Source organism: Salipiger pallidus (assembly GCF_014643635.1).
In the GTDB taxonomy this organism is placed as follows: domain Bacteria; phylum Pseudomonadota; class Alphaproteobacteria; order Rhodobacterales; family Rhodobacteraceae; genus Salipiger; species Salipiger pallidus.
In genome coordinates this window covers 1-24,929 of the sequence record NZ_BMJV01000009.1, presented here as the reverse complement: position 1 = coordinate 24,929, position 24,929 = coordinate 1, and the positions used below count along the sequence as shown (strand labels likewise).

Here is a 24,929-nt window from a genome sequence, read left to right as displayed (position 1 = left end):
AGGGCCTGACGGGGGCCGCATCGATATCGGGCCAAGGATGGACAGGCGCAAGGGGCCGCGCAAGGGCAAACCACAACACGTGCGGATCACGCGCGGGAGCAGGACAAGACAATGGATGATCTCTTCCAGCGCGAAGACCTTAATGCCGTGATCCGCGAGCATTCCGAGCTGCTTGCGAACCAGCTCCATGCACAGGGCGAGAGTCTCTTCCCCCCCAATGCCGACAAGACCATGCGCACCTTCACCTCCGGCGAGGCCGCGCAACTTCTGGGCGTCAACGACAGCTACCTGCGCAAGCTGCACCTCGACGGCAAGGGCCCGAAGCCCCAGGTCACTCCCGGCAACCGCCGGCACTATTCCGTGCAGGACATTCACGACCTGCGCCACCTGCTGGAGAAAACCGCCCGTAAGCCCGGCGACTACCTGCCCGGGCGGCGCAAGTCCCCGGATGGCGGCTATGACGATCCGATGCAGATCATCGGCGTGATGAACTTCAAGGGCGGTTCGGGCAAGACCACCACCTCGGCCCATCTTGCCCAGCGGCTTGCCCTGCGCGGCTACCGGGTGCTGGCCATCGACCTCGACCCGCAGGCCTCGCTCACCGCGCTGCACGGGGTGCAGCCGGAATACGATCTGACCGACGGCGGCACGCTCTATGACGCCATTCGCTACGACGATCCCGCGCCGATCGCCTCGGTGATCCGCAAGACCTACATTCCCGGCCTCGACCTCATCCCCGGCAACCTCGAACTCATGGAATTCGAACACGACACCCCCCGCGCGCTGGCGCAGGGCAATGCGGGTCTGTTCTTCTTCCGGGTGCGCGAGGCGCTGGCCCAGGTGGATGACGACTACGACGTGGTAGTGATCGACTGCCCGCCACAGCTGGGCTTCCTGACCATGTCGGCGCTGTCCGCGGCCACCGGGGTTCTGGTGACCATTCACCCCGAAATGCTCGACGTCATGTCCATGTCGCAGTTCCTGCGCATGACCGCGGACCTCATGGACGTGATCGCGGAATCCGGCGCCGACATGTCCCACGACTGGATGCGCTACCTGCTCACCCGGTACGAATCCACCGACGCGCCGCAGAACCGGATCACCGCCTTTCTGCGCACCATGTACGGCGACAAGGTGCTGAACGCGCCGATGCTGAAATCCACCGCGATCTCGGACGCTGGCCTGACGAAACAGACCCTCTACGAGGTGGAACGGTCCGCCTTCACCCGTGCGACCTATGATCGCGCGGTCGAAAGCCTGAACGCGGTCAACGACGAGATCGCCGAGCTGATCCAGAAAACTTGGGGGCGCACATGAGCGATAGCCGCAAGAAACGCCTGTCGATGCTCGACAGCCTTGCCGCCGCCGGCTCCGGCAACGCGGCGCCGTCGATGATGAACACCAACCGGGCCCTGCGCTCGGCCCGCGACGCGGTGGACAGGCACCACGTCTGGGAGCTTGATCCCGACACCATCGAGGACGACCGCATCGGCGACCGGCTTGACCCGCGCGACGTGATCGACCTGCAACATGCCATCGAGCAGAACGGCCAGACCGTGCCGATCCTCGTGCGTCGTCACCCGTCGGAGGAAGGCCGCTATCTTCTGGTCTACGGCCGCCGCCGGCTCGAGGCGATCCGCCTGTCGGAAAGTGTCACCAAGGTGCGCGCGCTAGTCGCCACGCTTGACGACAGCGCCGCCGTGCAGGCGCAGATTTCCGAGAACATGGCGCGGCGTGATTTGTCGTATATCGAAAAAGCCCTGTTCGCTCAGGAGCTTGTGGAAAGCGGCTTCGGATCGCAAGCGCGTGTCGCCGAGGTTTTGACCGTGACCCGCTCATCGGTTTCCATGGCAATCGGCATCGCCGGCAGCATCGGTCGAGACCTGATCGAGGCGATCGGCGCAGCTCACGGCATTGGCCGCCCCCGCTGGGAAGCCATGTCACGCGCGCTGGACGACACCGGAGCCGAACGGGCCGAGCTGATCGGCGTTGCCGAACGCGCGCACGCCGATGCTGAGGTGGCGCTGGTGAAGGACGAGCCGGTCCCCGAGGATGTCTCCGTCGCCGCGTTCGAGGCGGTGATGAAGGTGCTGGGCCGTAAGGCCGCCGCCTCCCCTGCCCCGAAGGGCAGCAAGGCCAGGACCACCGGCAAGCGCGTGCTGACCGTTGCGGGGCGCACCGCCGGATCGGTGCGCCGCACCGGCAAGGGCCTCGCCCTCGATCTCTCGGAGCCTGGCTTTGCCGACTGGCTCGAGGCCGAGGCGCAGGATGTCATAGAAGAGCTTCATGCCCGCTGGACCGCACAAAGCGGCCAAGGCTCCGAAGACTGAACCAGAGCAGACAGGCAACAAGAGGAGGCAGGAAGAGGAAAAGAAAAGGTCCCGCAAAGACGGTGCTTCACGAGACCCAGACTTGTTTTTCGCACTCTCAAGCTAGCGGTCAAAAGCGTCCCCTGCAAGTCCAAAGCGATTCGCAGGACGGGATTTTCTTGTCCTTTTTGCAATGAAATGGAGTATCGACCGATAACGCCTTTCGGGCGGCCGGTAACGGCTGGCCTGATGGCGCGGGCCGGGGCTGCGGATGCCCCCTGCCCCGCCGTGGACAAATGGCATGCCCTGCGCACCCTCACCGCCGCGCGCGAGGCCTATGGCCTCTCGGACCGGGATCTCGCGGTGCTGCAGGCCTTGCTGAGCTTCCATCCCAAGGGCGAGCTGTCCGGCGGCTGCGTCGTGCACCCGTCCAACCGGACAATTTGCGAGAGGCTGATGGGCATGCCGTCCTCGACCATGCGTCGGCATCTTGCGGCGCTGGTTGAAGCGGGCGTGGTGATCCGCCGCGACAGCCCGAACGGCAAGCGCTACGTGAAGCGGCTCGGGGATGCGCGTATGGCCTATGGTTTCGACCTCTCCCCCCTCGCCCACAGACTGCCGGAATTCGAGGCCGCCGCGGACCGCATCCGCGCCCGCGATGCCCGGCTGGCAGCCTTGCGCGAGACGGTCATGCTCATGCGCCGCGACCTTGCTGCACTGGCCGCCTTCGGTCTTGAAACCTGCCCTGATGCAGAAGCTCACTGGACTGCCTCCGACGACCTCGCCCGCCTCACCGCCCGCGCTCTGCGGCGGAAGCTTGACGAGGCAGAGTTACAGGAGATGCGGGATGATCTGGCGAGGATGCTCACCGTGGCAAACACCCTTCTGACCCTCGATGATGCAGAAGAAACGAGCAGCTGTGACGCCCGGAATGAGCAGCACCATCAGAGTTCAATAAAAGACTCTCAAGAATCTGAACAGCAGCCAATGTCGGCCGAACCTTCGCAAACGGATGGCTCCGAGGATTGCTTGAGAGAAAATGAAGGTACCGTCACGCCTCTGACGAAGGACGTTAAGGCTGTAGGTGCAAAACCTGCACCACCCCATGAGCGGGGACCGTCAGTGTCGGCTGGAAGCTTGCTGAACTGCGAGAGAGCAAATACTCAAAGAGTCTCTGACGGACAAGGCGCAAGCAGCCTGCGAGAACCGCAGACCCACGGCGACACCTCGCAGGACCATCTCACGCCGAAACAAAGCAAGACAGCGCCTGTCCCCCTGGCACTGATCCTCGACGCATGTCCCGAGATCCAGAGTTTCAGCCAGTCCCCAATTCGTAGTTGGCGCGATCTCGTGGGGTTCGCCGAAACCCTTTACCCCATGACCGGAATTTCCCGCGAAGGCTGGCAGGACGCGGTGCGATCCATGGGCCAGACACAGGCTGCTGCGGTGCTCGCTGCGATGATGGAACGGCTATCCGAGATCCGCTCTCCGGGTGCCTACCTCAGAAAACTTGCGAAGAAGGCCACAGAGGGGCAGTTTTCGTGCCTTCCAATGCTACACGCGTTGACGAGGCGGAGGTAAGTGGCCGGGTGAGCTAATGCCGGAGCGAGGAAGTTCACAGCTGTGACGTGTGCGTTGTTCACAGCTGTGAACAGCTCCCGCAGTCAATCCGCCGCCACGATAAGCCGGGCACCAGCGGCCTCGATCTCGGTACAGACAGCAGCGGATGGGGACGCGTCGGTTACCACCGCCTCGAACTCGGCGAGGGGGGCCAGAACATGAAGCGCCGTGTGACCGAACCGGAGATGGTTGATCAGCAGAACCTTGCGCGCCGCTCCGTCCAGCATGCGGCGCTTCACTCGGGTGATGTCGTCGTCCATGTGGTAGACGTGGCCATCCCCTGCAGCCGGTGTGGAAACAAAGGCGATGTCCGCGCGGAGCCCGCCCAGGGCCGCTTCTGTCACGCGGCCGACCCAGGCGTTGTACTTTGTCGAGAACCTGCCGCCGAGAGCGATGATGGTGATGCCAGGTTCGGCCTTCAACGCCTCCATCACGGCGTCATTGTTGGTGATGACGGTCAGGGGGCGCTTCTCGGTCAGCATGGCGCCGAGAACCGTTGCGGTGGATCCATCGTTGACCATGACCGTCATGCCCGGCTCTACCAGCGAAAGCGCCGCGCGGGCCATGCGCTGTTTCAGATCTTGGCCCTGAAGGTGGCGGAAACGGAAGTCGCTTTCGAACTGGCTGCCCGGCTCGATCGTAGCGCCGCCGCGGATCTTGCGCAGCAGACCTTCGGTTTCCAGATCGTCGAGATCGCGGTGGATCGTCATGCGGGATACGCCGAATTCCTCGGCCATGGCATCCAGTTGCACCGCCCCGTCACGCACCAGTGCGTCCAGGATCCGCTGTCTGCGGTCGTCTCGTTTCATCGCGCGCCTCTCCGATCAGCCAAGCAGGCTGCGCGCGGTCCGTTCATCGGTTATAAACCCTGCCACGCGGCCCGAGCGAAGAACCGCCCGGATCGCGTCGACCTTGTCCGGCCCGCCCGCGATGGCCACGATATCCTCATCGCGGTCGGGATCGTAGCCCACCGCGAGCGTTCTGGCAGAAAGCGTGGTTTCCACGACAGCCCCGGAGGCATCGAAGAAGTCGCCGAGCATCTCGCCACGGGCACCAGCGCGGGAAATGGCCTCGATCTCGGCGGGCTCGATCATCCCCGAGGACACAAGCTGCGCGTCTGCTGTGGCGGTGCCGATGCCAACGATCTTGAGTGGGGCGGCCTGCGCCATGCGAAACACCTCGTCCACGCCGCGCTGTGCCAGAAGCACCTCGCGGTCCTCGACGGTGTTGGCGAAGAACGGCACCGGCATGACATACGCCCGCGCGCCGGTCTTTTCCGCAAGGCGGTGCATCACGTCATGGGGGTTGGCCGAGAAATTCCGGGTGAGCCCGCCCAACAGCGAGACGAAGCGCAGGCCCGATGCGTCCATGCGCGGCAGCTGGCGGGTGATCTCGGCCAGCGTGCGGCCATGGCCGAGGGCTATCACGGATTGTTCGCCCGAGCAGAACTGGCGCTTGAGATAGGCCGCGCCGGCAAGGGCGAGCGTCCGCAGGGGGAGGCCATCTTCGCCGAGGTCGGGCGCGACCTCGCAATGGCTCAGGCCGAACTTGTCGCACAGCTGCGCCTCGAGCTCGACGCATTCGACAATGTCGCCTTCGATGGACACCTTGACGTAGCCCTCGGCCACGGCGCGGGCGATCAGCCGGTGGGCCTTGACCGACGGGATGCCGAGCCGCTTGGCCACCTTGGCCTGTGTCAGTCCGCCGACGTAATGCAGCCAGGCGGCGCGGATGGCGAGAGGTTCGTCGCTGTCGTTCATGAGAAGATCCAGGGCAGGGGCTGTACCAGGGTCCGGCTCTCATAAGCCGGGCGCGGGGCAGGGGGAAGACCCGCCCCGCGCGGGGGCGGTCAGACCTTCAGGTCGTCCGCCCCGGTGTAGATGTGCGGCGCCCAGAAAGCGACGCTTTCGGCGATCTGGGGGATCACCTCGCGGTCGTTGGGCTCGCGCTCCTTAAAGGACAGCTCGAGGCAGATCTCGTTATCCTGCGCGCCGCCGTCCGCTAGGGCCGCCAGCAGCGGTTCGGGATGGATCTTGCCCTTGGCGTTGAACTCGGCGGTGAAGGGGCGGTGGCCGCCCTTGTCCATGAGGCTTTGCTTGATGTGGATGATCGGAGACACCTTCGGCACCGCCCGCGCCCAGGCGTAGGGGTCGTAATCGTCGGGGTTGTCCGAGGTCACGTCGCCGTGGTCGATGTCGGCCATCATCCACATGGGAATCGCCATGTTCGCCGCGGTCAGCCGGTCCTGAAGCGCCATGCATTCTGCAATGGTTTCGCCAAACTCGCGGGCGATGCTCATGGGTTCCCAGAAGACGTAATCGAGGCCCGCCGCCTTGCCGTGCTCTGCCACCTCGGCCCATGCGTCGATGGCGATCTTGATCATCTCCTCGCGCCGGCCCGGGTCGTCCTGTTCGGCGTAGGTGAGGATGGCGAACTGGGTGCCCACGGAGGTGCCGCCAAGGTCGGCGGTGATGTCGGCGAAGGTCTTGAACCAGTCGACATAATAGCGGCGCACGTCGCGGTCCGGGTGGCCGAAGTGGTTGAGCCGCCCGTAGGGTCCGGTCATGCCCGAGGTGACGCGCACGCCGGTGCGGTCCAGCGCCGCGCCCATCTGGCGGGTCATGCGGCGGATCACCGGGGCGGGCCAGCTAGGGTTCACGAACTCATGGGTGAGCTGAAGATCCCGGATGCGCAGATCGCGGGCGACCGTGGTGATCAGGTCGCCGGGATCGGCAAAGCGGTTCACCAGAGGGTTGGTGTTGAGCGAAAGCGTCAGACCCATGTCAGGCGGCCTCGGCCTTGTGGGTGTTGAACCAGTCGGTGAAGGCGGCGGTCTGTGCCTCGGTCATGTGGAGGCGATGCTTGGTGCGGCGCCACAGGATATCCTCGGCGGTCTGCGCCCATTCGTGGGTCACGAGCCAGTTCACCTCGGCCTCGTAGAGATTGCCGCCGAAATGACGCCCCAGCCCCTCGAGCGAGGTGGCACCAGCGGCCAGATCGCGGGTGAGGGTGCCGTACCGGCGCCCGTAGTATTCCCGCAAACCCCTGTTCATGAAGGGAAATTCCGTCTTCATCGTGTTGCGGAACAGGTCATAGTCGGCGTTTTCCATGTCGCCGCCGGGGAGGGTGGCGGTTTCGGTCCAGTCCGGGCCCATTTTCGGGAACAGGTGCTGGATCTTGTGCATCCCGCGTTCTGCCAGTTCGCGGAAGGTGGTGATCTTGCCGCCGAAGATGTTGAGCAGCGGCGCGCCGGTCTCATCAAGGTCGAAGACGTAATCGCGGGTCACTGCCGAGGGGTTGCCCTGGCCATCGTCGAAGAGCGGGCGCACGCCCGAGAAGGTCTCGACGATGTCGTCGCGGGTCAGCTGTTCCTTGAAGTAGCGGTTGACGCAATCCAGCAGGTACTGGATTTCGGTATCGTCGATCTTCACGTCCTCGGCCCGGCCGTCATGGGCAATGTCGGTGGTGCCGATCAGGGCCTTGTCGCCTTCGTAGGCGTTGATGAAGATCACCCGCTTGTCCTTGTTCTGGACGAGGTAGCTGTGCGGACCTTCCCAGAATTTCGGCACGATGATGTGGCTGCCCTTCACAAGGCGCACGTTGCGGGTCGAATTGGCACCGGCCACGCGGGTGAGCACATCAGTGACCCACGGCCCTGCGGCATTCACCAGACATTTCGCCACGAACTCGCGCTTTTCCCCGGTGAGGGTGTTCTGCGTGGTGACGTGCCATTTGCCGTCCTCGCGCCGCGCGGTGATGGCGGGGGAGCGGGTGAGCACGGTGGCGCCCTTGCGTGCCGCATCAAGCGCGTTGAGCGTCACCAGCCGGGCATCGTCAACCCAGCAGTCGGAGTATTCGAACCCGCGCTTGTACTGGTCGAGCAAAGGTGCGCCCTCGGGGTCGCGGTGCAGGTTGAGCGTGCGGGTGCCGGGTAGCTTCCTGCGCCCCCCGAGGTGGTCGTAGAGGAAGAGCCCCAGCCGCACGAGCCACGCGGGCCGGTCCTGCGGGCTGTGGGGCAGCACGAAGCGCAGCGGCCAGATGATGTGGGGGGCGGCGTTCATGAGCACTTCGCGTTCGATCAGCGCTTCGCGCACGAGGCGGAATTCGTAATACTCAAGATAGCGCAGCCCGCCATGGACCAGCTTGCCCGACCGCGACGAGGTGCCCTGCGCAAGATCGTCCTTTTCACAAAGCGCCACCTTGAGGCCACGCCCGGCGGCGTCGCGGGCAAAGCCTGCGCCGTTGATGCCGCCTCCGATGACGAACAGGTCCAGCTCTTGGGTGGTCATGTCAGGATCCTCCGGTCGCCTGTTTCGGCGCGTCTTGTGTGGTGTGGGGGGCGCGGGTCCCGGCCAGCCGGTCCCAGACCGGGGTCAGGGCCTCGCGGGCCTCGGCATAGGCGGGATACAGCGCCTCGTAGGTGTGTTGCAGGGCAGGGGAGGGGGCCTCGGGGGCACCCAGCAGGGGCGTGACCCATTCGGCCACGCAGGATTTCATGTCGGGATAGGCGCCGATGGCGACGGCGGCCATCATGGCGCAGCCCGCCGCGCCCGCCTCTTCGCGGGCCGACACGCGCACCGGCGCGCCGGTGGTGGCGGCAAGGATGCCGCGCAGCGCGCCCGACCGGGCGGCCCCGCCGGTGAGCCGCAGCTCGCGCGGCATGTCGCCCATGGCGGCATAGCAATCGCGGGCGGCCATCCCCAGCCCCTCGACCACCGCGCGGATCATGTCCGGGAAGCGGTGCCCGGCGTGCAGCCCGATGAAGCCTGCGCGCGCGTTGGGGTTCACCATGGGACCACGTTCGCCCGCCTCGGAGACGTAGGGCTGATACAGCAGCGCGCCCGGCTCGGAGCGCTCAAGCCAGCCGTCGATCCGCGCCACGAGGTCGGCGTAATCATGGGGGTGGCCGGTTTCGCTCATGAGGTCGGCGGCCATGCGCAGCGCCCAGTCGATGTTGAGCGTGGCGGCCATGTTGGTCTGCACCTGCGTGACCATGCGGTCGTCGGGCAGGCAGATGACATAACCCGAACGGCCGTTGAGCTGCACTTCGTCATCGCGCACGGCGCGCATGTGAACGCCAGTTGAGCCAATGGTGGAGCAGGCCGCGCCTTTTGTGCCCGTATGCACTCCGGCCCCTAGCGCAGTCATCACCATGTCCACGTAGCCCAGCGACACCGGGGTGCCCGGCAGAAGGCCGGTGGCCTCGGCGGCGGCAGCGCTCAGGGGGTGGGTGGTTTGCGTGCCGTCGATGATTTGCGGCAGCAGGTGGCGCCGGGAGGTGAGGCCAAGCGCCTCAATCACGAGATTGGAATACTGCCGCTTGCGGAAGTCGCCGAAGGTAAAGCTGGCCTCGGAGGGGTCGGTGGCCCGGACCCCGGTGAGGTTGAGGTAAAGCCAGTCCTTGCAATGCAGCGCCACCTCGGCCCGGTCCAGAAGCTCGGGGTGGTGATGGTGCATATGGGCCATCTGTGCGCCCATCTGGCAGGTGTTGAGCGCGGTGCCCGTGGCGGTAAACCGCGCTGCATCGGACCCTTGCGCCGCAAGCTGGGCGGTGGTCCCGGCGGCGCGGGCATCAAGCCAGAGCCAGGCATCCCCGACCGGGCGATCCCCGGCACCGGCAAGCCAGGTGCCGTCGCCCTGAGCGGTCACCGCCAGCGCGGCGGTGCGCCCGGCGAGCCCGTCGATCTTGTCCCCAAGACCGCGCAGCGCAGTCGCGCAGTCGGCCCAGGTGTCGTCCATGTTCTGGGTGACAGCGCCGCCCGCACCGCTGGTGTAGCGGTTCTTGACCGCCGAGGCGCCAAGCTGGCGGCCATCGGTGCTGAAGGCCACGGCCTTGATGACCGAGGTTCCGGCGTCGATTCCGATGATGATGTCGCGATCAGACATGACGCGCCCCCAAGGCATGCGTCAGGTCGTCTGCGCAGGGCGCGTGTGCCATGCGACTCCTCCCTTCTGTATCGAGGCCCCGGCTCCTCCTGCCGGTGTGGCCGATTCCACGAGGGATCCCCCGTGAAAGCCGTGCCAGCATATCCGAGGCCCGCTCCATGTCGAGTGTAATTTTTTACTTCCCACGTAAAAAATTTCAGTTATGGTGATGAGCACGAACCGAAGCACCTGGCCAGTCTTCCGGAGGAAAAGGCAGGCAAGCCAGGGTGTTGCGGATCGGCGTGGTCAGAATCGGGCGCATTCCGGTGATGATCGCATGAGGGAGGAGATCGCCTTTGGTCCCCACGCGGGGGCAGGGCACAGGCCGGCACGCGGGACACCCGCGTCATGCCCCCAACAAGGGCATCCGCGGGCGCGCATCTTCCCCTGACAGGACAACCGGCCCAAGCGGGCCCGACGGGAGGAGCGACAGGCCATGAGTGCCACCGATATTTCCATGAAACCGCGCGTCGGCAAGCGTGGGCTTGTCATCGGCGCTGCCGTGATCGCCGTTCTGGCTGCCATCGCCATCGACACCACCGTGGTGACCATCGGGTCCGAACAGGATGCCCGCGTCGCGGCGTTTTCGCCCGATACCTTCGGTGCCGAAGAGTTCCCCCGCATCCGCGATGACATCAAGGCCCGCGCCCCCGATGCGGCGACGCTTTATACCGAGCTGACCGAGGACAAGGCTGCCGCCTCCGAGGAATACGGCACCGGCGGCATGATGCCCGTGATCCCTGTGACCTTCACCGGCACCGTGGGCGAGGGCAAGAGCGGCATCTACGATGTCGCGGTGGAGGGCGCCGAGGACGTGCGCATCCGCGTCCAGACCGGCCCCGCCATCAACGGCACCGACCTGCGCGATGCGCCGGGCGACATCGCCTTCGGCGAATTCAAGAACCAGATCGAATACCAGGACGCCGGATCGGGCATCAACCGCGCCATGAAGGCCGAGGTGCTCGACCCCATCGACACCAGCGATCTGACCGGCAAGACCATTACCGTCACCGGGGCCTTCAAGCTCATCAATCCCAAGATGTGGCTGGTCACCCCGGTCGAGGTGCAGGTGCAATGACCGTGCATCAGGCCATTTCCACCGGGACCACCGGCGAGGTCGTGATGAAGGCCCGCGATGTGGCCAAGCATTACGGTGCGGTGAAGGCGCTCAAGGGCGTCAACTTCGACATCCATCGCGGTCAGGTCACGACGCTCTTTGGCGAGAACGGCGCTGGCAAGTCGACCCTGATGAAGATCCTGTCGGGCATCGTGACGCCCACCCATGGCGAGATCATCCTCGATGGCGAGCCGGTGACCTTCCACGGTGCCAATGACGCGCTGGCGCGCGGCGTGTCGATCATCCACCAGGAGCTTGCGCTGGCCCCGAATATGAACGTGCGGGACAACATCTTCATGGGGCGGGAAATCCGCACCGCGCGCGGGGTCAACTTCGCCGAGGAAGAGCGCGTCACCCGCGAGCTGATGCTGGAGCTGGAAGAGGACATCGACCCGCTTACCCCGCTCGAAGAGCTGCGCCTTGGTCAGCAGCAGATCGTCGAGATCGCCCGCGCGCTGCAGGCGAAATCGCGCATCCTGATCATGGACGAGCCGACGTCCGCCCTGTCCGCCTCCGAGGTGGAGGTGCTGTTCAAGGTGATCCGCGATCTCAAGGCCAAGGGCGTGAGCATCGTCTACATCTCGCACCACCTCGAAGAGGCGCTGGAGATCACCGACCACGCCGTCGTGCTGCGCGACGGCGAAATGACTGCCTATGCCCCCCGCGCCGAGATCGACCTCGAGTGGATCGTGCGCAACATGGTGGGCGAGAACTTCGACCTTGGCTCTCCCCCTGCCTCCGAGATGGGCGCGCCGGCCTTCAGCGTGGAAAACCTCTGCGTGCCGGACCCGTCGGGGCATGGCCTCGTGGTGGATCATCTCAGCCTCGAGGTAAAGGCGGGCGAGATCGTCTGCATCTACGGCCTCATGGGCGCGGGCCGCACCGAGATGATGGAGACCGCCGCGGGGCGTCTGAAATCCACCGGCGGCGCGGTGAAATTGCACGGGCAGGACATTTCCGGCCTGTCGATCGCGGAACGCATCAACGCAGGCCTCGTGCTGGTGCCCGAGGATCGCCAGAAGGACGGCCTCGTGCAGACCATGACCGTGGGTCAGAACCTGTCGCTGGCGTCCATCGGGGCATTCACCAGGGGGCTTTTCACCTCGCGCAAGGCCGAGGCGAAGGTGGTCGACGACTCGATCCGCGAAGTCACCGTCAAGACCGACGGAGGGGCCGCGATGATCGGGTCCCTGTCGGGGGGCAACCAGCAGAAGGTTGTCATCGGCAAGATGTTGGCCACCCAGCCCGAGGTCATCTTGTTGGACGAGCCGTCGCGCGGCATCGACATCGGCGCCAAGGCCGAGGTGTTCAAGCTGCTGGCCGAAACCGCGAAAAACCGTGGTTTGGCGGTGCTTTATTCGACCTCCGAGGTCGGTGAGTGCCTGAGCGTGGCGCACCGTATCATCGTGATGCACCGGGGCAGGATCTCGGCCGAGTTCGACCATACCGCAACCAAAGAACAGATCATGGCCGCCTCTGGCGAAGCCGTGCATTAAGGGAGGCCGTCATGGCGGATATTTCGACAAGCAAACCCGCAGGCGGTGGAGTGAACATGAACATCGGCAAGATCCTTCTGGAAGGCCGCGCCTTCTTCGCGCTCGTCGCGATCATCATCGTCTTTTCCATCCTGTCGCCGGTCTATTTCTCGGTCGGCAACTTCCTGATCATGTCCAGCCACGTGGCGATCTTCGGCCTGCTGGCCATCGGCATGCTGCTGGTTATCCTCAACGGGGGGATCGACCTGTCCGTCGGGTCCACGCTGGGCCTGTCGGGGGTCATCGCGGGCTACCTGATGCAGGGGGTCGAGATCCCCAGCGCGGGCATCATTCTTTATCCGCCGGTCTGGGCGGTGGTGGTGCTGACCATCTGCCTCGGGGCCTTCGTGGGCGCGATCAACGGCGTGCTCATCGCCTTCTTCAAGGTGCCGGCCTTCGTCGCCACCCTGGGCATGCTCTACGTGGCGCGCGGCGTGGCGCTGCTGATGACCAATGGCCTGACGTACAACAACCTCGGCGGCTCCGATGCGCTGGGGAACACCGGCTTTGACTGGCTGGGTTTCAACCGCATCGGCGGCGTGCCCATCGGGGTCATCGTGCTGGCCATCGTGGCGCTGGTGATCGGCCTCGTGCTGGCCCGCACCGCCTTTGGCCGCTGGCTATATGCCTCGGGCGGCAATGAACGTGCAGCCGAGCTGTCCGGTGTGCCGACCCGCAGCGTCAAGATCTCGGTCTACGTGCTGTCGGGCATCTGCGCCGCCATCGCCGGGCTGGTCCTGAGCTCGCAGCTGACCTCCGCCGGGCCCACCGCAGGCACCACCTATGAACTGACCGCCATCGCGGCGGTGGTGATCGGCGGCGCGGCCCTGACCGGTGGACGCGGCAACGTGCGCGGCACCATGCTGGGGGCCTTCGTCATCGGCTTTCTGTCGGACGGGCTCGTGATCATCGGCGTCTCGGCCTACTGGCAGACCGTCTTCACCGGCGCGGTGATCGTGCTCGCGGTGCTGCTCAACAGCCTGCAGTACGGCTCCAAGGGCCGCTGAGACCAGAAATTCGCGGATGCGGGGCAGGGAGACCCCGCACCCGAACCCTCGCCGGAGCCTCTCCGGCACATACCAAACCCAATTGGGAGGAACTTCACCATGAAACTCACCCGTCGCCTGATCCTCGCATCCGTCGCCGCATTCCCGCTCATGGCCAATGCCGCCATGGCGGACGGCCTGATCTCGATCATCGTCAACGATCCGTCGAACCCCTACTGGTTCACCGAAGGCGAAGTCGCCAAGGCCACCGCCGAGGAACTGGGCTACACCGCGAACGTGTCGGCGCACACCGGTGACACCAACACCGAAAGCAACCTCATCGACACCGCGATCACCAACGAAGCGGTCGCCATCATCCTCGACCCGGCCAACGCGGACGGTTCGGTCGGCGCGGTGCGCAAGGCCGTGGACGCGGGCATTCCGGTCTTCCTCGTCAACGCCGAGATCAACGAAGCCGGTCTCGCCAAGGCGCAGCTGGTGTCGAACAACGCCCAGGGCGCGGCGCTTGGCGCCATGGCATGGGTCGAGGCCATCGGCGGCGAAGGTACCTACGTGGAACTCTTCGGCGCGCCGTCGGACAACAACGCCCAGACCCGGTCGAACGGCTTCGAAACCGTGCTGAGCCAGTACCCCGATCTCGAGAAGAAGGCACAGGAAGTGGCCAACTGGGACCGCACCCAAGGGTACTCCAAGATGCAGTCCATGCTGCAGGCCAACCCCGACATCTCGGGCGTGATCTCGGGCAATGACGAAATGGCGCTGGGGGCCATCGCCGCCCTAAAAGAGGCCGGCGCGCTCGAGGGCAAGATCGTCGGCGGCTTTGACGGCTCTCCCGATGCGGTGGACGCGGTGCGCGCAGGCGAACTGAGCTATACCGTCCTGCAGCCGGTCGCCGTCTTCGCCGAAGAAGCCGTCCGCCAGGCAGACCACTTCATCAAGAATGGCGAGCTGGCCGTGGCCGAGGAAAAGCAGCTCTTCGACTGCCTGCTGATCGACAGCTCCAACGTCGACAACTACACCGGCCCGTTCGTTCTGGACACGTCCTCCTGATCTGGTGCGAACCGGCAAAGGGAAGGGGGGCCATCACGGCCCCCCTTTTCTGTTGAAGCGATCACGCGGGTGAAGCTTGCCATGAAGGTCATGACCTATACCGAGGCCCGCAACGGCTGGCCAAGGCGATGGACAAGGTCGTCGAGGATCGCGAGGAACTGGTAATCCCGCGCACTGGCTGTGAAGGCGTGGCGATGGTCGCGCAGGAGGAATGGGATGAGATCCAGACCATGCTGCACCTGCTGTCCTCGCCGAAGAACGCCGCCCGGCTGCGCGATGCGGTTGCCGAACTGGATGCCGATGGCGGCATCGAAGTGGACCTCGACAGTGAAACCGGTGTTCTAGAACCGCGGGTGGGCTGATCACCGCTACTGGCAGGAAAAGGACCGTCAGCAGTTCAAGCGGCTGAGCCGTCTGATCGAGGAATGCCTGCGCCACCCTTACGAAGGCACAGGCAAGCCCGAACCGCTCAAGGGCAATCTGTCCGGCTTCTGGCCTCGCCGCATCACCGCCGAGCACCGGCTGGTCTATCGCGAGCAGGGGGAGGGGCCGACCCAACAGCTTGAAATCGCGCAATGCCGTTAGCACCCCTAGGCCCGCGCTTGTCATGGATGGCCCGAGGGAAGGGCGCCCTTCCTTCCGGCAAGGCTCCCGGGGGATAGAAAGGGGGCGCGTCCCCGACCGGGGCATCCTTGGCCCCAGAACTGGACCTGCTCTCGCCTGCCTGAACTTTGAAGCACTGGTGCGCTCTGCCGTTGCGCATCTGCAGTGATCCTGCCAGGAAACGCGTATCGTGCTTCCCCGCGTTCAGGGGCTGGAGCTTAACCCTCGTGCGCAGCGGCTACAGCTTGACCGGCGCGTGCAAGCGCGAGACGGTCTGTCGAAATGCGCGGAGACGTCCCATGCCTGACCTGCACCTCTACGGCCACCCCGACAGCGGCCACGCCTGCAAAGTGGCGCTCGCCCTGTCGCTTGCGGACCTGCCCCATGCGACCACCGTCATCGACATTTGGGCCGCCCCCGAAACCCGCCTTGCCACATTCCTCAAGGTCAGCCCCTTCGCCGAAGTGCCGGTGCTGTTGCTGGATGGCGCGGCGGTGTTCCAGTCCGGCGCAATCCTTATGGAACTGGCACAGCGCTTTGCCCTGCTGGGCGGAGACACGCCCGAGGGGCTCCGGCGCGGCCGTGAGATCCTGATGTGGGAAGCCAACCGCATCGGCATGTGCCTGCCGCAACTTAAGGAAGCGCGACGCAGCGGCTCGGCGGGGCTGTCCGGTGATGTGGTGGCTTGGCTGATGGCGCGCTACGAGGTGGATCGCGCCAATTTCGACCGGCTGATCGGCGATGAACCCTTCCTGCACGGACGCGCCCCGGGGATCGGAGATTGCGCCGTGTGGGGCTATGTCCAATGGCTGGACGACGCAGGCGTCGCCCCCTCGGACGTCATGGCCCATTGGGCGGACCGGATGCGCGTCTTGCCCGGGATGAAAGCGCCTGAAGTCTTTTTTGCGCAATGACCCGTGATCTTGGCACGCCAACCGCGCATCCATTGGACCATGCCTAACCACGGGCCTAACCACGGACCAAAACAGGCTCGCCATTGCACGATCCTGCCGTCAGAGCGACAGCCAGACCGCTGCGCTCTGGCCCACTGCCAGCGCCGCGCCTGACAGCTTCGACTGCCTGCGCCACGGCCCCTTCGCGCAGCTCGGGGCGCTGCGACTGCTGCGCCAAGGCCTTCCCGCCTGATCCGGCCAGCCCTTCCGGGCCGTGGACGCAGGCAAGCACCTGCGCGCGGGGCTGTCCCTGTGCGCCATCTACCGGCGGGGCGGCAGCGTCGAGATGGGCAGCTTCTGGTTTGTCCCCCTTCGACGCAGCGCCGCTAGGCGTGAGGCGAACGTCCAGCTGATATGCGGGGCACTGGATTGGCTGGCCTACGAGCGGGCTATCCGGCGCTGCCACGCCCAGAACTCCCGCCCTTAACGCGCCGCCGAGACCCTCGGCTTCACCCAGGAGGGGACGTGGCGCAACTCTGCACTGCCGTGGGCAAGGGGCACCAGCGCCACATCGCCTGGTTCTTGATCCTGCGCGCCGACTGGCCCGCCCGCCGCGCCGCCCTTGTTGCGTGGCCTCAGCCCGCGACGCTCGACGAACATGGGCGACAGAGCACCCGCCTGCCGCGCGCCTGAGCAGGCATGTCCCGGGCGCGGCCCTCGACAGACCGGCCCTACAGACCGGCCCGACAGACCGGCGCAGCGATCACGAGCGGCGACCAGACCGAGCTGCTCGCGCCCCGAAAAACCGTGCTTAAAATGACAAGGGGGGGCGTGCCCCACCGGATCGCGCCCCCCTTTTCTCTTCTCTTTAAAAATACGCCCGCCGGAGGCGTTCAGTACTTCGCCGCCATCGCTTCGAGCGGCAGGGGCATGATCTTGTCCGCATTTCCTGCCGTGCCGAAGGCCTCGAACCGCGCCACGCACAGCTCTTTCATCAGCTTCGAGCCCTCTTTCAGGTACTTGCGCGGATCGAACTCGCCGGGGGTCTCGGACAGCACCCGGCGCACGCCGGCGGTCATCGCCATGCGGTTGTCGGTGTCGATGTTGACCTTGCGCACGCCCGACCGGATACCGCGCTGGATCTCTTCCACCGGCACGCCCCAGGTGGGGCGGATGTCGCCGCCGTAGCTGTTGATGATCTGCTGCAGATCCTCGGGGACGCTCGACGAGCCATGCATCACCAGATGCGTGTTCGGCAGGCGTCGGTTGATCTCTTCGATGACGGTCATCGCAAGGATGTCGCCGTCGGGTTGGCGGGTGAACTTGTAGGCGCCGTGCGACGTGCCCATGGCCACGGCCAGCGCATCGACGCCGGTGTCCTTGACGAACTGCTCGGCCTCGGCGGGATCGGTCAGAAGCTGCTCTTCGGACAGCTTCTCGGTGGCGCCGTGGCCGTCTTCCTGGTCGCCCATGCCGGTCTCGAGCGATCCCAGGACCCCAAGCTCGCCCTCGACGGAGACACCGCAGGCATGGGCCATCTCGGTCACGCGGGCCGTGATGTCCATGTTGTAGGCGTACTCGGCGGGGGTCTTGCCGTCGGCCTTGAGCGAGCCGTCCATCATCACGGAGGTAAAGCCGTTCTGGATTGCCGTGGCGCAGGTGGCAAGGTTGTTGCCATGGTCGAGATGCATGCAGACCGGCACCTCGGGGAAGGTTTCCACCAGCCCGTCGATCAGCCGCGCCAGCAGCAGATCCCCGGCGTAGGACCGCGCCCCGCGCGAGGCGGCAAGGATCACCGGCGCATTGGCTTCGCGGGCGGCGGTCATGATGGCAAGGCCCATCTCCATGTTCGAGATGTTGAAGGCGGGAACCGCGTAGCTGTTCTCGGCGGCATGGTCGAGAAGCTGGCGAAGGGTGATGCGGGCCATGGGTCAGGTCTCCGAAAGGTGGCGGGCGACGGTCTCGACCTCTTCCGAGGCGCCGAAGACCAGGGCGATGTTCTGGTGCGGGGTGCTCGGCACGAGGTCGAGAATGCGGTTGATGCCGTCGGTCGCCTTGCCCCCGGCGGCCTCGATGAGCATGGCCATCGGCACGGCCTCGTAGGCAAGGCGCAGGCGGCCGCCCTCGTAGCCGGGGCGGCTGTCGGCGGGGTAAAGGAACGCGCCGCCCTTGAGCAGAATGCGGTGCAGTTCGCCCACGGCGGCAGCCAGCCAGCGCATGTTGAAATCGCGGCCCCTCGGGCCATCGGACCCGGCGCGCAAATCCGCGGCCCATTGCTTGAGCCCCGGTGCCCAGTGGCGTTCGTTGGAAGCGTTGTAGGCGATGGTCGAGGTGGTGGGTTTGATCTTCACATCGCGGTTGGTGATGCGGAAATCCTGTCCGTCGAAGGTAAAGAGGTTCACCCCTGCGCCCTTGATGACATAGCCGAAATCAAGGCTGTGCCCGAAGGAGGCATAGCCCGAGGCGGCGGCCTCGGACCCTGGACGGGCCAAATCCTTCGGGCCCGTGGGATAGATCACGAAAAGCATCCCCAAAGGCGCGCCGATCCCGATGGAACCGGAGCCGTCGATGGGGTCGATGGCAATGTCAAAGCTGCCGTTCGGGTCGAGGACCTCGACCTCTTCGGCCTCTTCGGACAGCATGAAGCGCACGCCGCAGCCGCGCAGCTCGGCAGTCACGTGGTCATGCGCGCCGACGTCCAGCGCCTTTTGCGCATCACCGCTTTCGTTGTTGCCCACCAGCGCCGCCGGATCGCCCATGAGCTTGCCCGCCGCAAGCCGCGCGGCGATGGCGGGCATGGCATGGGCAAGAGCGTTGATGATGCGGCCCAGCCCGTCTTCGGGAAGGCAGGCAGGCAGGATCTCGGCCGTCGGAAGACGGTCGCCGGGAAGCGTCAGCATGTGGGGAATACCTCGGGGGCGAAATGACGTGCCCTTGGAGGGGCAGAATGAAGAGGTGGAGAATGAGGTGCCCCCGCAGGGGCGGCCCGAACCCCGGCAGGGCAGGGGAGTGGCCCGGCGCCGGAAGACGCCGGGCCGAAGGCATCACGCCTTGTTGTACTTGGCGTCAACCTCGTCGATGGCGTTCACGTTGCCTGCCGACTTGCCGTTCGGATCGAACGACGAGGTGAGGAACGCATCCGCGATGTCCTTGGCCAGCTCGCCGCCGATCACCCGCGCACCCATGGTGATGATATGCGCGTTGTTCGAGGTCGCGGCCTTGCCGGCGGAATAGGTGTCGTGGGTCTGCGCGGCACGGATGCCGGGGACCTTGTTGGCCGCAAGGCACACGCCGATGCCGGTTCCGCAGCACAGGATTGCCTTGTCATAGGTGCCATCCAGCACCTGCGACGCGACGCGGTCGGACAAGTTGGCGTAGAAGGGGTCGAGTTCGGCATCCACGCGCGAGATGTCGGACACCTCGTAGTTGGCGTTCTGGCTCAGGTACTCGGCCAGGACCTTGGCAAGCGGTTCACCCGCGCTGTCACCTGCGATTGCGATTTTCATGGGGAAATCCTCCGTTCAGTTCTGTTCGAGCACTGCGTGGCAGCGCGCGAGAATATCAAGGTAGCCTGCCACATCCCACGCCGAGCGGCCGATGAACAGGCCGTCGATATGTGGGCAGGCGATGAGCTCTTCGCAATTGCCGGGGTTCACCGACCCGCCATAGAGGCAGGGGATGCGGCGGCCCAGCACGTCCTCGGCCACGGCGATGATCTCGGCCTGCCGCGCATCCGCGTAATCGGAGGTGGCGGGGATGCCGTTCTCGCCGATGGCCCAGACCGGCTCGTAGGCCAGCCAGATCTCGGCGTTCTTCTGATCGCCTTCGAGCTTCGACAGAGCACCGCGCACCTCGCGTTCCAGCACCTCGGCGGCACGGCCGCTTTCACGATCTTCCAGCGTCTCGCCGATGCAGATCAGCGGGATGAGTCCGTGACGCACCGCGCTTTCAGTCTTGAGGCCGACGGTCTCATCGGTTTCGCCGAAATGCGCGCGGCGTTCCGAATGTCCCAATTCCACGATGTCGAGACCGCAATCCACCAGCATCGGGGCCGAGATTTCGCCGGTCCAGGCGCCCTTGTCGGCCCAGTGCATGTTCTGCGCCCCTACGAGGACGGGCGCATCCGACAGCGCCTCCTTCACCTGCCGGGTGGCGGTGAAGGGCGGGATGACGAAGCTCTGTATGCTGTCTGACAGGTCTGCTGCGGCAAGGCCGTTCGCCCACTCCAGCCCTTCGGCCAGCGTCTTGTTCATTTTCCAGCTCGTGCCGATCCAGGCCTTGGGCATGGATTCCCCCTTCAGAAGTGCGTGTCTTTCGCCAATGTATTTAACGTTACATCCACAAAATGCAACACAATATGTGTTATAGTGTTATTTTTGTGTGTTAGTTTGTGATGTTGTGTGTTAGCGCCAGACAAAATCAGAGGCCTCGTATGCGCGACCAGACCCTAAGCGCGGCCAAGGCTGCAATCGTCCCCGCATTACGCCCTTGCCAACTGACTTAGGGCACCGATCATCAGCCAGCCCGAGGCTCGCATGGGCACGGTCGACGGGGCAACGGTGCTGTTCGCAAAGCACCTCGAGTCCGGCGCCGCCAATACCGACCGGCCCGACCGTGACCGGTTCATCCTGTCGAGCGGCCACGCCGCGATGCTGCCTTAAGGTCTTCTGCATCTCACGGGTTACGAGGAGATGACCGTCGAGCAGGTCCGCAATTTCCGCCAAAGCGCGTGGGTGTCACCTACGCGATGAGCGAGGACAGCATCGGCCCTGGCGGTTCCGGCACCATTCACCGACCGGTCGCACACCTTGCCTCGCTGCGTGTGATCCTGAACCTAACTGTCTTCCACCCGACCGGCTTGGTGGAAACCCTTGAGGTGTGGGACGTCGTTCTACACCCCCCTCCTTCGTCACCGAAAGGCGAACGGGCCGGAGGTCTCCCTCCGGCCCGCACCACTCATTCCGCCGGCTTCGTCGGCGATGCCGCTGGAGAGACTCCCGGAGGCGGTGTCGGTTCAGCCCCGTAGAGATCCCCCGGCAGCTCTGACGGCATGGCATGGTCCGCCTCCTCGTCGCTGCGATAGCGCTGGTTGTGGCGGTAGACCATCAGCGTGTCCCACCTGAGCGCTTTGAACAGCCCGATCAGGATGAAGAAGCACACCACCGCGAAGGGGAAGCCCGCGACCACAGCCGCCGCCTGCAGCGCGTTCAGCCCGCCTGCCAGCAGCAGCACCGACGCCACGGCGCCCTCGGTGATGGCCCAGAAGATGCGCTGCACCTTGGGCGGATCCGCATCGCCACCCGCAGTCAGCATGTCGATCACGAAGGACCCCGAATCCGACGAGGTCACGAACCACAGCACGATCAGCACCACGGCAAAGCCCGACATCAGCGTCGATCCCGGGAACTGGTCGAGCAGCGCAAACATCGCGTCGCCGTAGGAGTTCTGCGTTGCCTCCACCAGCGACCGGTCGCCATCCAGCGAGATCTTGAGCGCCGTGCCCCCGAAGGCGCAGAACCAGAAGAACATGATCGAGGTCGGCAGCAGCATCACGCCCAGCACGAACTCCCGGATCGTCCGGCCTTTGGAAATCCGCGCCACGAAGACACCCACGAACGGGGACCAGGAAATCCACCACGCCCAATAGAAGATGGTCCAGCTGTTTTGCCAGCTGCCGTCAGGCTGCCAGGCTTCGGTCCAGAAGGCCCAGGACACCAGCTGCGCCACGTAATCGCCGTAGCTCTGCACGAAGAGATCAAAGATGTAGACCGTCGGCCCCGCGATCAGGATGAACAGCAGGAACAGCATGCTCAGACCGATGTTGAGGTTCGAGAGCCGCTTGATGCCGCCATCAAGTCCCGCCACCACCGACAATGTCGCCACGGCGGTGATGCAGGCGATGATGATGATTTGCGTCAGGGTCGATTGCTCGATCCCAAACACTTCGCCCAGCCCGGAGTTGATCTGCATTGCCCCAAGCCCCAGCGAGGTGACAATGCCGAACATGGTGCCGAACACGGCCAGAATATCGACAGCACTGCCCCAAGGCCCGTAGATCTTTTCCCCCAGCAGCGGATAAAGCGCCGAGCGGACGGTCAGGGGCAGCCCCTTGCGGAAGTGGAAATAGGCCAGCGCCAGCGCGATCACGGCGTAGAGTGCCCAGGCCTGAAAGCCCCAGTGCATGAACGAGATGACCATCGCCTGCCGCGCCGCCTCGGCGGTTTCGGCCTCGCCGATGGGCGGTGCGAAATAGTGGTAGAGTGGCTCTGCCACGCCCCAGTAGATCAGCCCGATCCCGATCCCCGCTGAGAACAGCATAGCCGTCCACGAGAACAGATCATAGGCGGGCTTGTCGTTCATCCGGCCCAGCCGGATGTCCGCGAAGGGTCCGAAGGCCAGGTAGACGGTTGCAATCAGGAACAGGTTTACCTCGATGATGAGCGCCCAGCCCAGCGTGTCCGCGAACCATGTCTGGATCCCGGTGAACAGGTCGCCGGCGGTTTCGCTGAAGAACGCCCCGAAGATGATGAACCCGATGATCAGCAGCGACGAGACGAGAAAGACCGTCCTGTGCACCTTCGGGAATATGAATAGCCGCGTCTGCGGCATCTTGTCATGCATAACCGTCCCTATCTCTTTGATTGCCCCGGTTCTTCGATTCTTTGGGGATTGAGCCGGAGTTAGGGCGGCCCGGACGCTTTGACAGTTGCAGATCGCGACTTTGCAGAAATGGGCGCGATCGGGTCCCTGAAGCAGGCGGGGGGCGAAACCGGTTTCGCCGCCCGCTGCACATACCCGTTTAGCGCGTTGGATATGCCGATCGTGCGTCCGAAAAATGTCCGCAGCACTCCAAATTCCTGCCTGGATCGGCAGGTCTCATGGCCGCTCAGGCGCAGACGAGGACAGGTTCGATGAACTGGCAAACCCTGCGGGACTGGCGCAACATCCAGGTCTCGAGAAAAACGTATAGAATACTGCTTTATGGGGTCTGCGCCCTTGTTTTCGCGGGATCCCCCTTGGGGCGTGGCTGATCTGGCCGAACTCGGGCGCTGCCCTGACCGTCGCGATCACCGTGAGCATCGGGGGGATGCTGACCTTCGCGGCTTACGAGCTTGCGCCCATCCAGTATCCAGGCCTCGACATGCGCCGCCACGAGCCGCACCCGGGCCTGCGCCGTGCCATCGCGATGCGCCTGAGGCTGGCACTGTTCGGGCTGATAATGGCGCTGATCTTCTGGGGCGCCTTTGCCCGCTGGGTGGACGCGGGCGCGCTGCAGCACTCTCAACGGGGGCTTCTGGCGGGCATCGTCCTTGCCACGAGCCCCGCCGCGGTCCTCAGCCGCCATGTGCTTGAATGGACCTGCGCCACCTTCGAATACCTGTCGGACATGGTGTTCAACGCCTGTGACATCGCCATCGCGCTGGCCCTGCGGGGCGATCACAACCGTGACGCCCGGCGTGCCCTGCACCAGAAGGTCTGCAATCTGGAAAACCGCATATACGTCGCTGTCGCCGGCTACGAGACTTCGTTCACCTTCCGAGGGCAGGAATGCAACTGGCGGGGCAACCTCCCGGATTTGCGCCGCCAGGCGGGCTGCGCGCTGGATCTTGGCACGATCAACGAAAAGGGGCCGGGATACGCGCAGCATCCCGGCCCCTTCAACGTGTCAGGGCAGGGCGATCAGCCGTTGACCACCGAAAGCTCAGCTTTGGGCATGGCGATCTCGAGCACGCCCTTGACGGCGTTCGCGGCCTCGGCGCCCTTCTTGACAAAATGTTCGGAGAAGAAGGCGTTGTGCACTTCGGTCTCCTGGTAGTGGTGCGGCGTCAGCGAGACCGAGAACACCGGAACATCGGTGGTCATCTGCGCTTCCATCAGACCATCGACCACGGCGGCGGCGACGAAATCATGGCGGTAGATGCCACCATCCACGACGAAGGCGCAGGCGACAACGGCGTCATAGCGGCCCGTGGCGGCAAGCCGTTTGGCCAGCAGCGGCATCTCGAAGGCGCCGGGAACATCGTAGGCGTCGGTGGTGGCACCCGGCAGCAGGTTGTCCGCCTCGGCGATGAAGCCGTCGTAGGCGCGGTCGACGATGTCGGCGTGCCAGCGGGCACGGATGAAGGCGATGCGGGTGTTTTTGTGGTCGGTCATTTCGGAACCCTCCGTTTGCAACAAAAGGTCCCAGAGCTTTCGCCACGCACCCCCGGACGGCCGGTGGCACGGTGCGTCTCTTCCATCCGGACTTTAACCGTCGGCCCCGGAGTTCCACCGGATCTGCTTGACCCTTCCTTGCGGAAGGCGCTCGCGGGCTATCACCGCCGGTGGGGAATTTCACCCCGCCCTGAGAACAGCCCCAGTTATAAGAGCCATGGCCCGTCCCGCAAGCAAAACCGTTCGGTGCGGTTGTGCAGCCTTGAGGTTATGTATGTGCATATGGGAAATGTTCATTTAGTTTAGTGACTTATGATCATGCCTTATTCTCGCTCAAAGCCAGAAGGTTACGCTCTCGATGAGTGTGATTGCTGGCAAGCAGGTTTGTGGGCCGCGGTCAGAACGGGTCGCAACTCTGCTCCAGTCCATGAGCGCGCTGAACATGATCTCGATCCGGTTGCGGCGTCCGGGGCTGTGCCTGGCGTACCGTATGGGCGTTTTCCGTCTCGTTCGGCCCGGGTTGCATGGGCATATCTTCTTGTCTCGCGAGGCTTCCCTGAACCAGTCGGTATTTGAGCCACGATCTCCGGGCAGCCACTGAACCTGTTGTTCCCCTCTTGATGGTGTGGACGCCCCCTCACGGCATCGCTGTGCCAAGGTAGCGGTGTCGAAATTCGCTACGAGGAGGAAGCGTCCATGGAGAAGGTTAGCATTGT

23 protein-coding genes, 1 pseudogene and 1 riboswitch are annotated in these 24,929 nt (G+C 64.8%); of the genes and pseudogenes, 13 read left to right on the top strand and 11 right to left on the bottom strand.

All coding sequences use genetic code 11. From position 1 onward, the window contains the following. Positions 1-111 precede the first annotated feature (111 nt). The 3 genes from repA (at position 112) to repC (ending at position 3,890) form a co-directional block, all read left to right on the top strand. Positions 112-1,317 (top strand): plasmid partitioning protein RepA, encoded by a 1,206-nt coding sequence (repA, locus tag IEX41_RS18075; protein WP_188791724.1) that lies wholly within the window; start codon positions 112-114, stop codon positions 1,315-1,317. Further along, positions 1,314-2,330: a plasmid partitioning protein RepB gene (gene repB / locus IEX41_RS18070; protein ID WP_188791723.1), complete on the top strand. Its 1,017-nt coding sequence runs from the start codon at positions 1,314-1,316 to the stop codon at positions 2,328-2,330. The genes repA and repB overlap by 4 nt, the downstream gene beginning before the upstream one ends. A gap of 177 nt (positions 2,331-2,507) precedes the next feature. Continuing rightward, positions 2,508-3,890, top strand: coding sequence for a plasmid replication protein RepC (gene repC / locus IEX41_RS18065; RefSeq protein ID WP_277874190.1), 1,383 nt, complete (start codon positions 2,508-2,510; stop codon positions 3,888-3,890). An 83-nt stretch (positions 3,891-3,973) separates the two neighbouring features. Here repC and IEX41_RS18060 read toward each other — a convergent pair whose 3' ends face one another. The 5 genes from IEX41_RS18060 to IEX41_RS18040 all read right to left on the bottom strand — a co-directional run bounded on the left by IEX41_RS18060 (position 3,974) and on the right by IEX41_RS18040 (position 9,815). Beyond that, positions 3,974-4,738 (bottom strand): DeoR/GlpR family DNA-binding transcription regulator, encoded by a 765-nt coding sequence (locus IEX41_RS18060; protein WP_188791721.1) that lies wholly within the window; start codon positions 4,736-4,738, stop codon positions 3,974-3,976. Between the two features lie 15 nt (positions 4,739-4,753). Beyond that, a complete protein-coding gene (locus tag IEX41_RS18055) occupies positions 4,754-5,689 on the bottom strand; it encodes a sugar-binding transcriptional regulator (RefSeq protein WP_188791720.1) in 936 nt (311 codons plus the stop codon). A gap of 89 nt (positions 5,690-5,778) precedes the next feature. Next, positions 5,779-6,711 carry a TIM barrel protein gene (locus IEX41_RS18050; protein ID WP_188791719.1) on the bottom strand — a complete coding sequence of 311 codons (933 nt, stop codon included), beginning with the start codon at positions 6,709-6,711 and terminating at the stop codon, positions 5,779-5,781. 1 nt (position 6,712) lies between these two features. After that, positions 6,713-8,218: a glycerol-3-phosphate dehydrogenase gene (locus tag IEX41_RS18045; RefSeq protein ID WP_188791718.1), complete on the bottom strand. Its 1,506-nt coding sequence runs from the start codon at positions 8,216-8,218 to the stop codon at positions 6,713-6,715. Between the two features lies 1 nt (position 8,219). Then, on the bottom strand, positions 8,220-9,815 hold the full coding sequence (locus tag IEX41_RS18040) for an FGGY-family carbohydrate kinase (RefSeq protein WP_188791717.1): 1,596 nt from the start codon (positions 9,813-9,815) through the stop codon (positions 8,220-8,222). Between the two features lie 475 nt (positions 9,816-10,290). On the opposite strand from IEX41_RS18040, the gene IEX41_RS18035 reads away from it, so the two are divergent. The 8 genes from IEX41_RS18035 to IEX41_RS18000 all read left to right on the top strand — a co-directional run bounded on the left by IEX41_RS18035 (position 10,291) and on the right by IEX41_RS18000 (position 16,752). Continuing rightward, a complete protein-coding gene (locus tag IEX41_RS18035; protein ID WP_188791716.1) occupies positions 10,291-10,932 on the top strand; it encodes a DUF2291 family protein in 642 nt (213 codons plus the stop codon). Beyond that, positions 10,929-12,467, top strand: coding sequence for a sugar ABC transporter ATP-binding protein (locus tag IEX41_RS18030; protein WP_188791715.1), 1,539 nt, complete (start codon positions 10,929-10,931; stop codon positions 12,465-12,467). The genes IEX41_RS18035 and IEX41_RS18030 overlap by 4 nt, the downstream gene beginning before the upstream one ends. An 11-nt stretch (positions 12,468-12,478) precedes the next feature. Next, the gene (locus IEX41_RS18025) at positions 12,479-13,513 is read left to right on the top strand and encodes an ABC transporter permease (protein ID WP_188791714.1); all 1,035 of its coding nucleotides are present in this window, start codon (positions 12,479-12,481) and stop codon (positions 13,511-13,513) included. A gap of 99 nt (positions 13,514-13,612) precedes the next feature. Then, positions 13,613-14,563, top strand: a complete 951-nt coding sequence (locus tag IEX41_RS18020; protein WP_188791713.1) for a D-ribose ABC transporter substrate-binding protein — start codon at positions 13,613-13,615, stop codon at positions 14,561-14,563. 128 nt (positions 14,564-14,691) lie between these two features. Next, positions 14,692-14,925 (top strand): type II toxin-antitoxin system Phd/YefM family antitoxin, encoded by a 234-nt coding sequence (locus IEX41_RS18015; RefSeq protein WP_229673350.1) that lies wholly within the window; start codon positions 14,692-14,694, stop codon positions 14,923-14,925. Positions 14,926-14,968: 43 nt separating this feature from the next. Continuing rightward, positions 14,969-15,148, top strand: coding sequence for a Txe/YoeB family addiction module toxin (locus IEX41_RS18010; RefSeq protein WP_308421518.1), 180 nt, complete (start codon positions 14,969-14,971; stop codon positions 15,146-15,148). Between the two features lie 317 nt (positions 15,149-15,465). Then, positions 15,466-16,080 carry a glutathione S-transferase family protein gene (locus IEX41_RS18005; RefSeq protein ID WP_188791712.1) on the top strand — a complete coding sequence of 205 codons (615 nt, stop codon included), beginning with the start codon at positions 15,466-15,468 and terminating at the stop codon, positions 16,078-16,080. A gap of 504 nt (positions 16,081-16,584) precedes the next feature. Continuing rightward, the gene (locus tag IEX41_RS18000) at positions 16,585-16,752 is read left to right on the top strand and encodes a hypothetical protein (protein ID WP_188791711.1); all 168 of its coding nucleotides are present in this window, start codon (positions 16,585-16,587) and stop codon (positions 16,750-16,752) included. 200 nt (positions 16,753-16,952) lie between these two features. Here the strand turns inward: IEX41_RS18000 and fba are convergent, their stop codons facing one another. The 4 genes from fba to IEX41_RS17980 all read right to left on the bottom strand — a co-directional run bounded on the left by fba (position 16,953) and on the right by IEX41_RS17980 (position 20,345). After that, positions 16,953-17,987, bottom strand: coding sequence for a class II fructose-bisphosphate aldolase (gene fba / locus IEX41_RS17995; RefSeq protein ID WP_188791710.1), 1,035 nt, complete (start codon positions 17,985-17,987; stop codon positions 16,953-16,955). Between the two features lie 3 nt (positions 17,988-17,990). Further along, complete coding sequence (locus IEX41_RS17990; RefSeq protein WP_188791709.1) at positions 17,991-18,959, bottom strand: class 1 fructose-bisphosphatase; 969 nt, start codon at positions 18,957-18,959, stop codon at positions 17,991-17,993. A 144-nt stretch (positions 18,960-19,103) separates the two neighbouring features. After that, positions 19,104-19,565 carry a D-erythrulose-4-phosphate isomerase gene (gene derI, locus IEX41_RS17985; protein ID WP_188791708.1) on the bottom strand — a complete coding sequence of 154 codons (462 nt, stop codon included), beginning with the start codon at positions 19,563-19,565 and terminating at the stop codon, positions 19,104-19,106. Positions 19,566-19,580: 15 nt separating this feature from the next. Continuing rightward, the gene (locus IEX41_RS17980) at positions 19,581-20,345 is read right to left on the bottom strand and encodes a triose-phosphate isomerase (protein WP_188791707.1); all 765 of its coding nucleotides are present in this window, start codon (positions 20,343-20,345) and stop codon (positions 19,581-19,583) included. A 146-nt stretch (positions 20,346-20,491) separates the two neighbouring features. On the opposite strand from IEX41_RS17980, the pseudogene IEX41_RS21955 reads away from it, so the two are divergent. Further along, positions 20,492-20,783 (top strand): annotated as a pseudogene (locus IEX41_RS21955) (thiamine pyrophosphate-binding protein); the annotation flags it as partial. A 5-nt stretch (positions 20,784-20,788) separates the two neighbouring features. Further along, positions 20,789-21,085: a hypothetical protein gene (locus IEX41_RS21950; RefSeq protein ID WP_373285661.1), complete on the top strand. Its 297-nt coding sequence runs from the start codon at positions 20,789-20,791 to the stop codon at positions 21,083-21,085. Here IEX41_RS21950 and IEX41_RS17965 read toward each other — a convergent pair. Then, positions 21,016-22,680 carry a BCCT family transporter gene (locus tag IEX41_RS17965; RefSeq protein WP_188791705.1) on the bottom strand — a complete coding sequence of 555 codons (1,665 nt, stop codon included), beginning with the start codon at positions 22,678-22,680 and terminating at the stop codon, positions 21,016-21,018. The genes IEX41_RS21950 and IEX41_RS17965 overlap by 70 nt on opposite strands. 1,059 nt (positions 22,681-23,739) lie before the next feature. Beyond that, positions 23,740-24,213 (bottom strand): 6,7-dimethyl-8-ribityllumazine synthase, encoded by a 474-nt coding sequence (locus IEX41_RS17960; RefSeq protein ID WP_188791704.1) that lies wholly within the window; start codon positions 24,211-24,213, stop codon positions 23,740-23,742. 71 nt (positions 24,214-24,284) lie between these two features. Beyond that, positions 24,285-24,415: riboswitch (FMN riboswitch) on the bottom strand. Positions 24,416-24,929 lie beyond the last annotated feature (514 nt).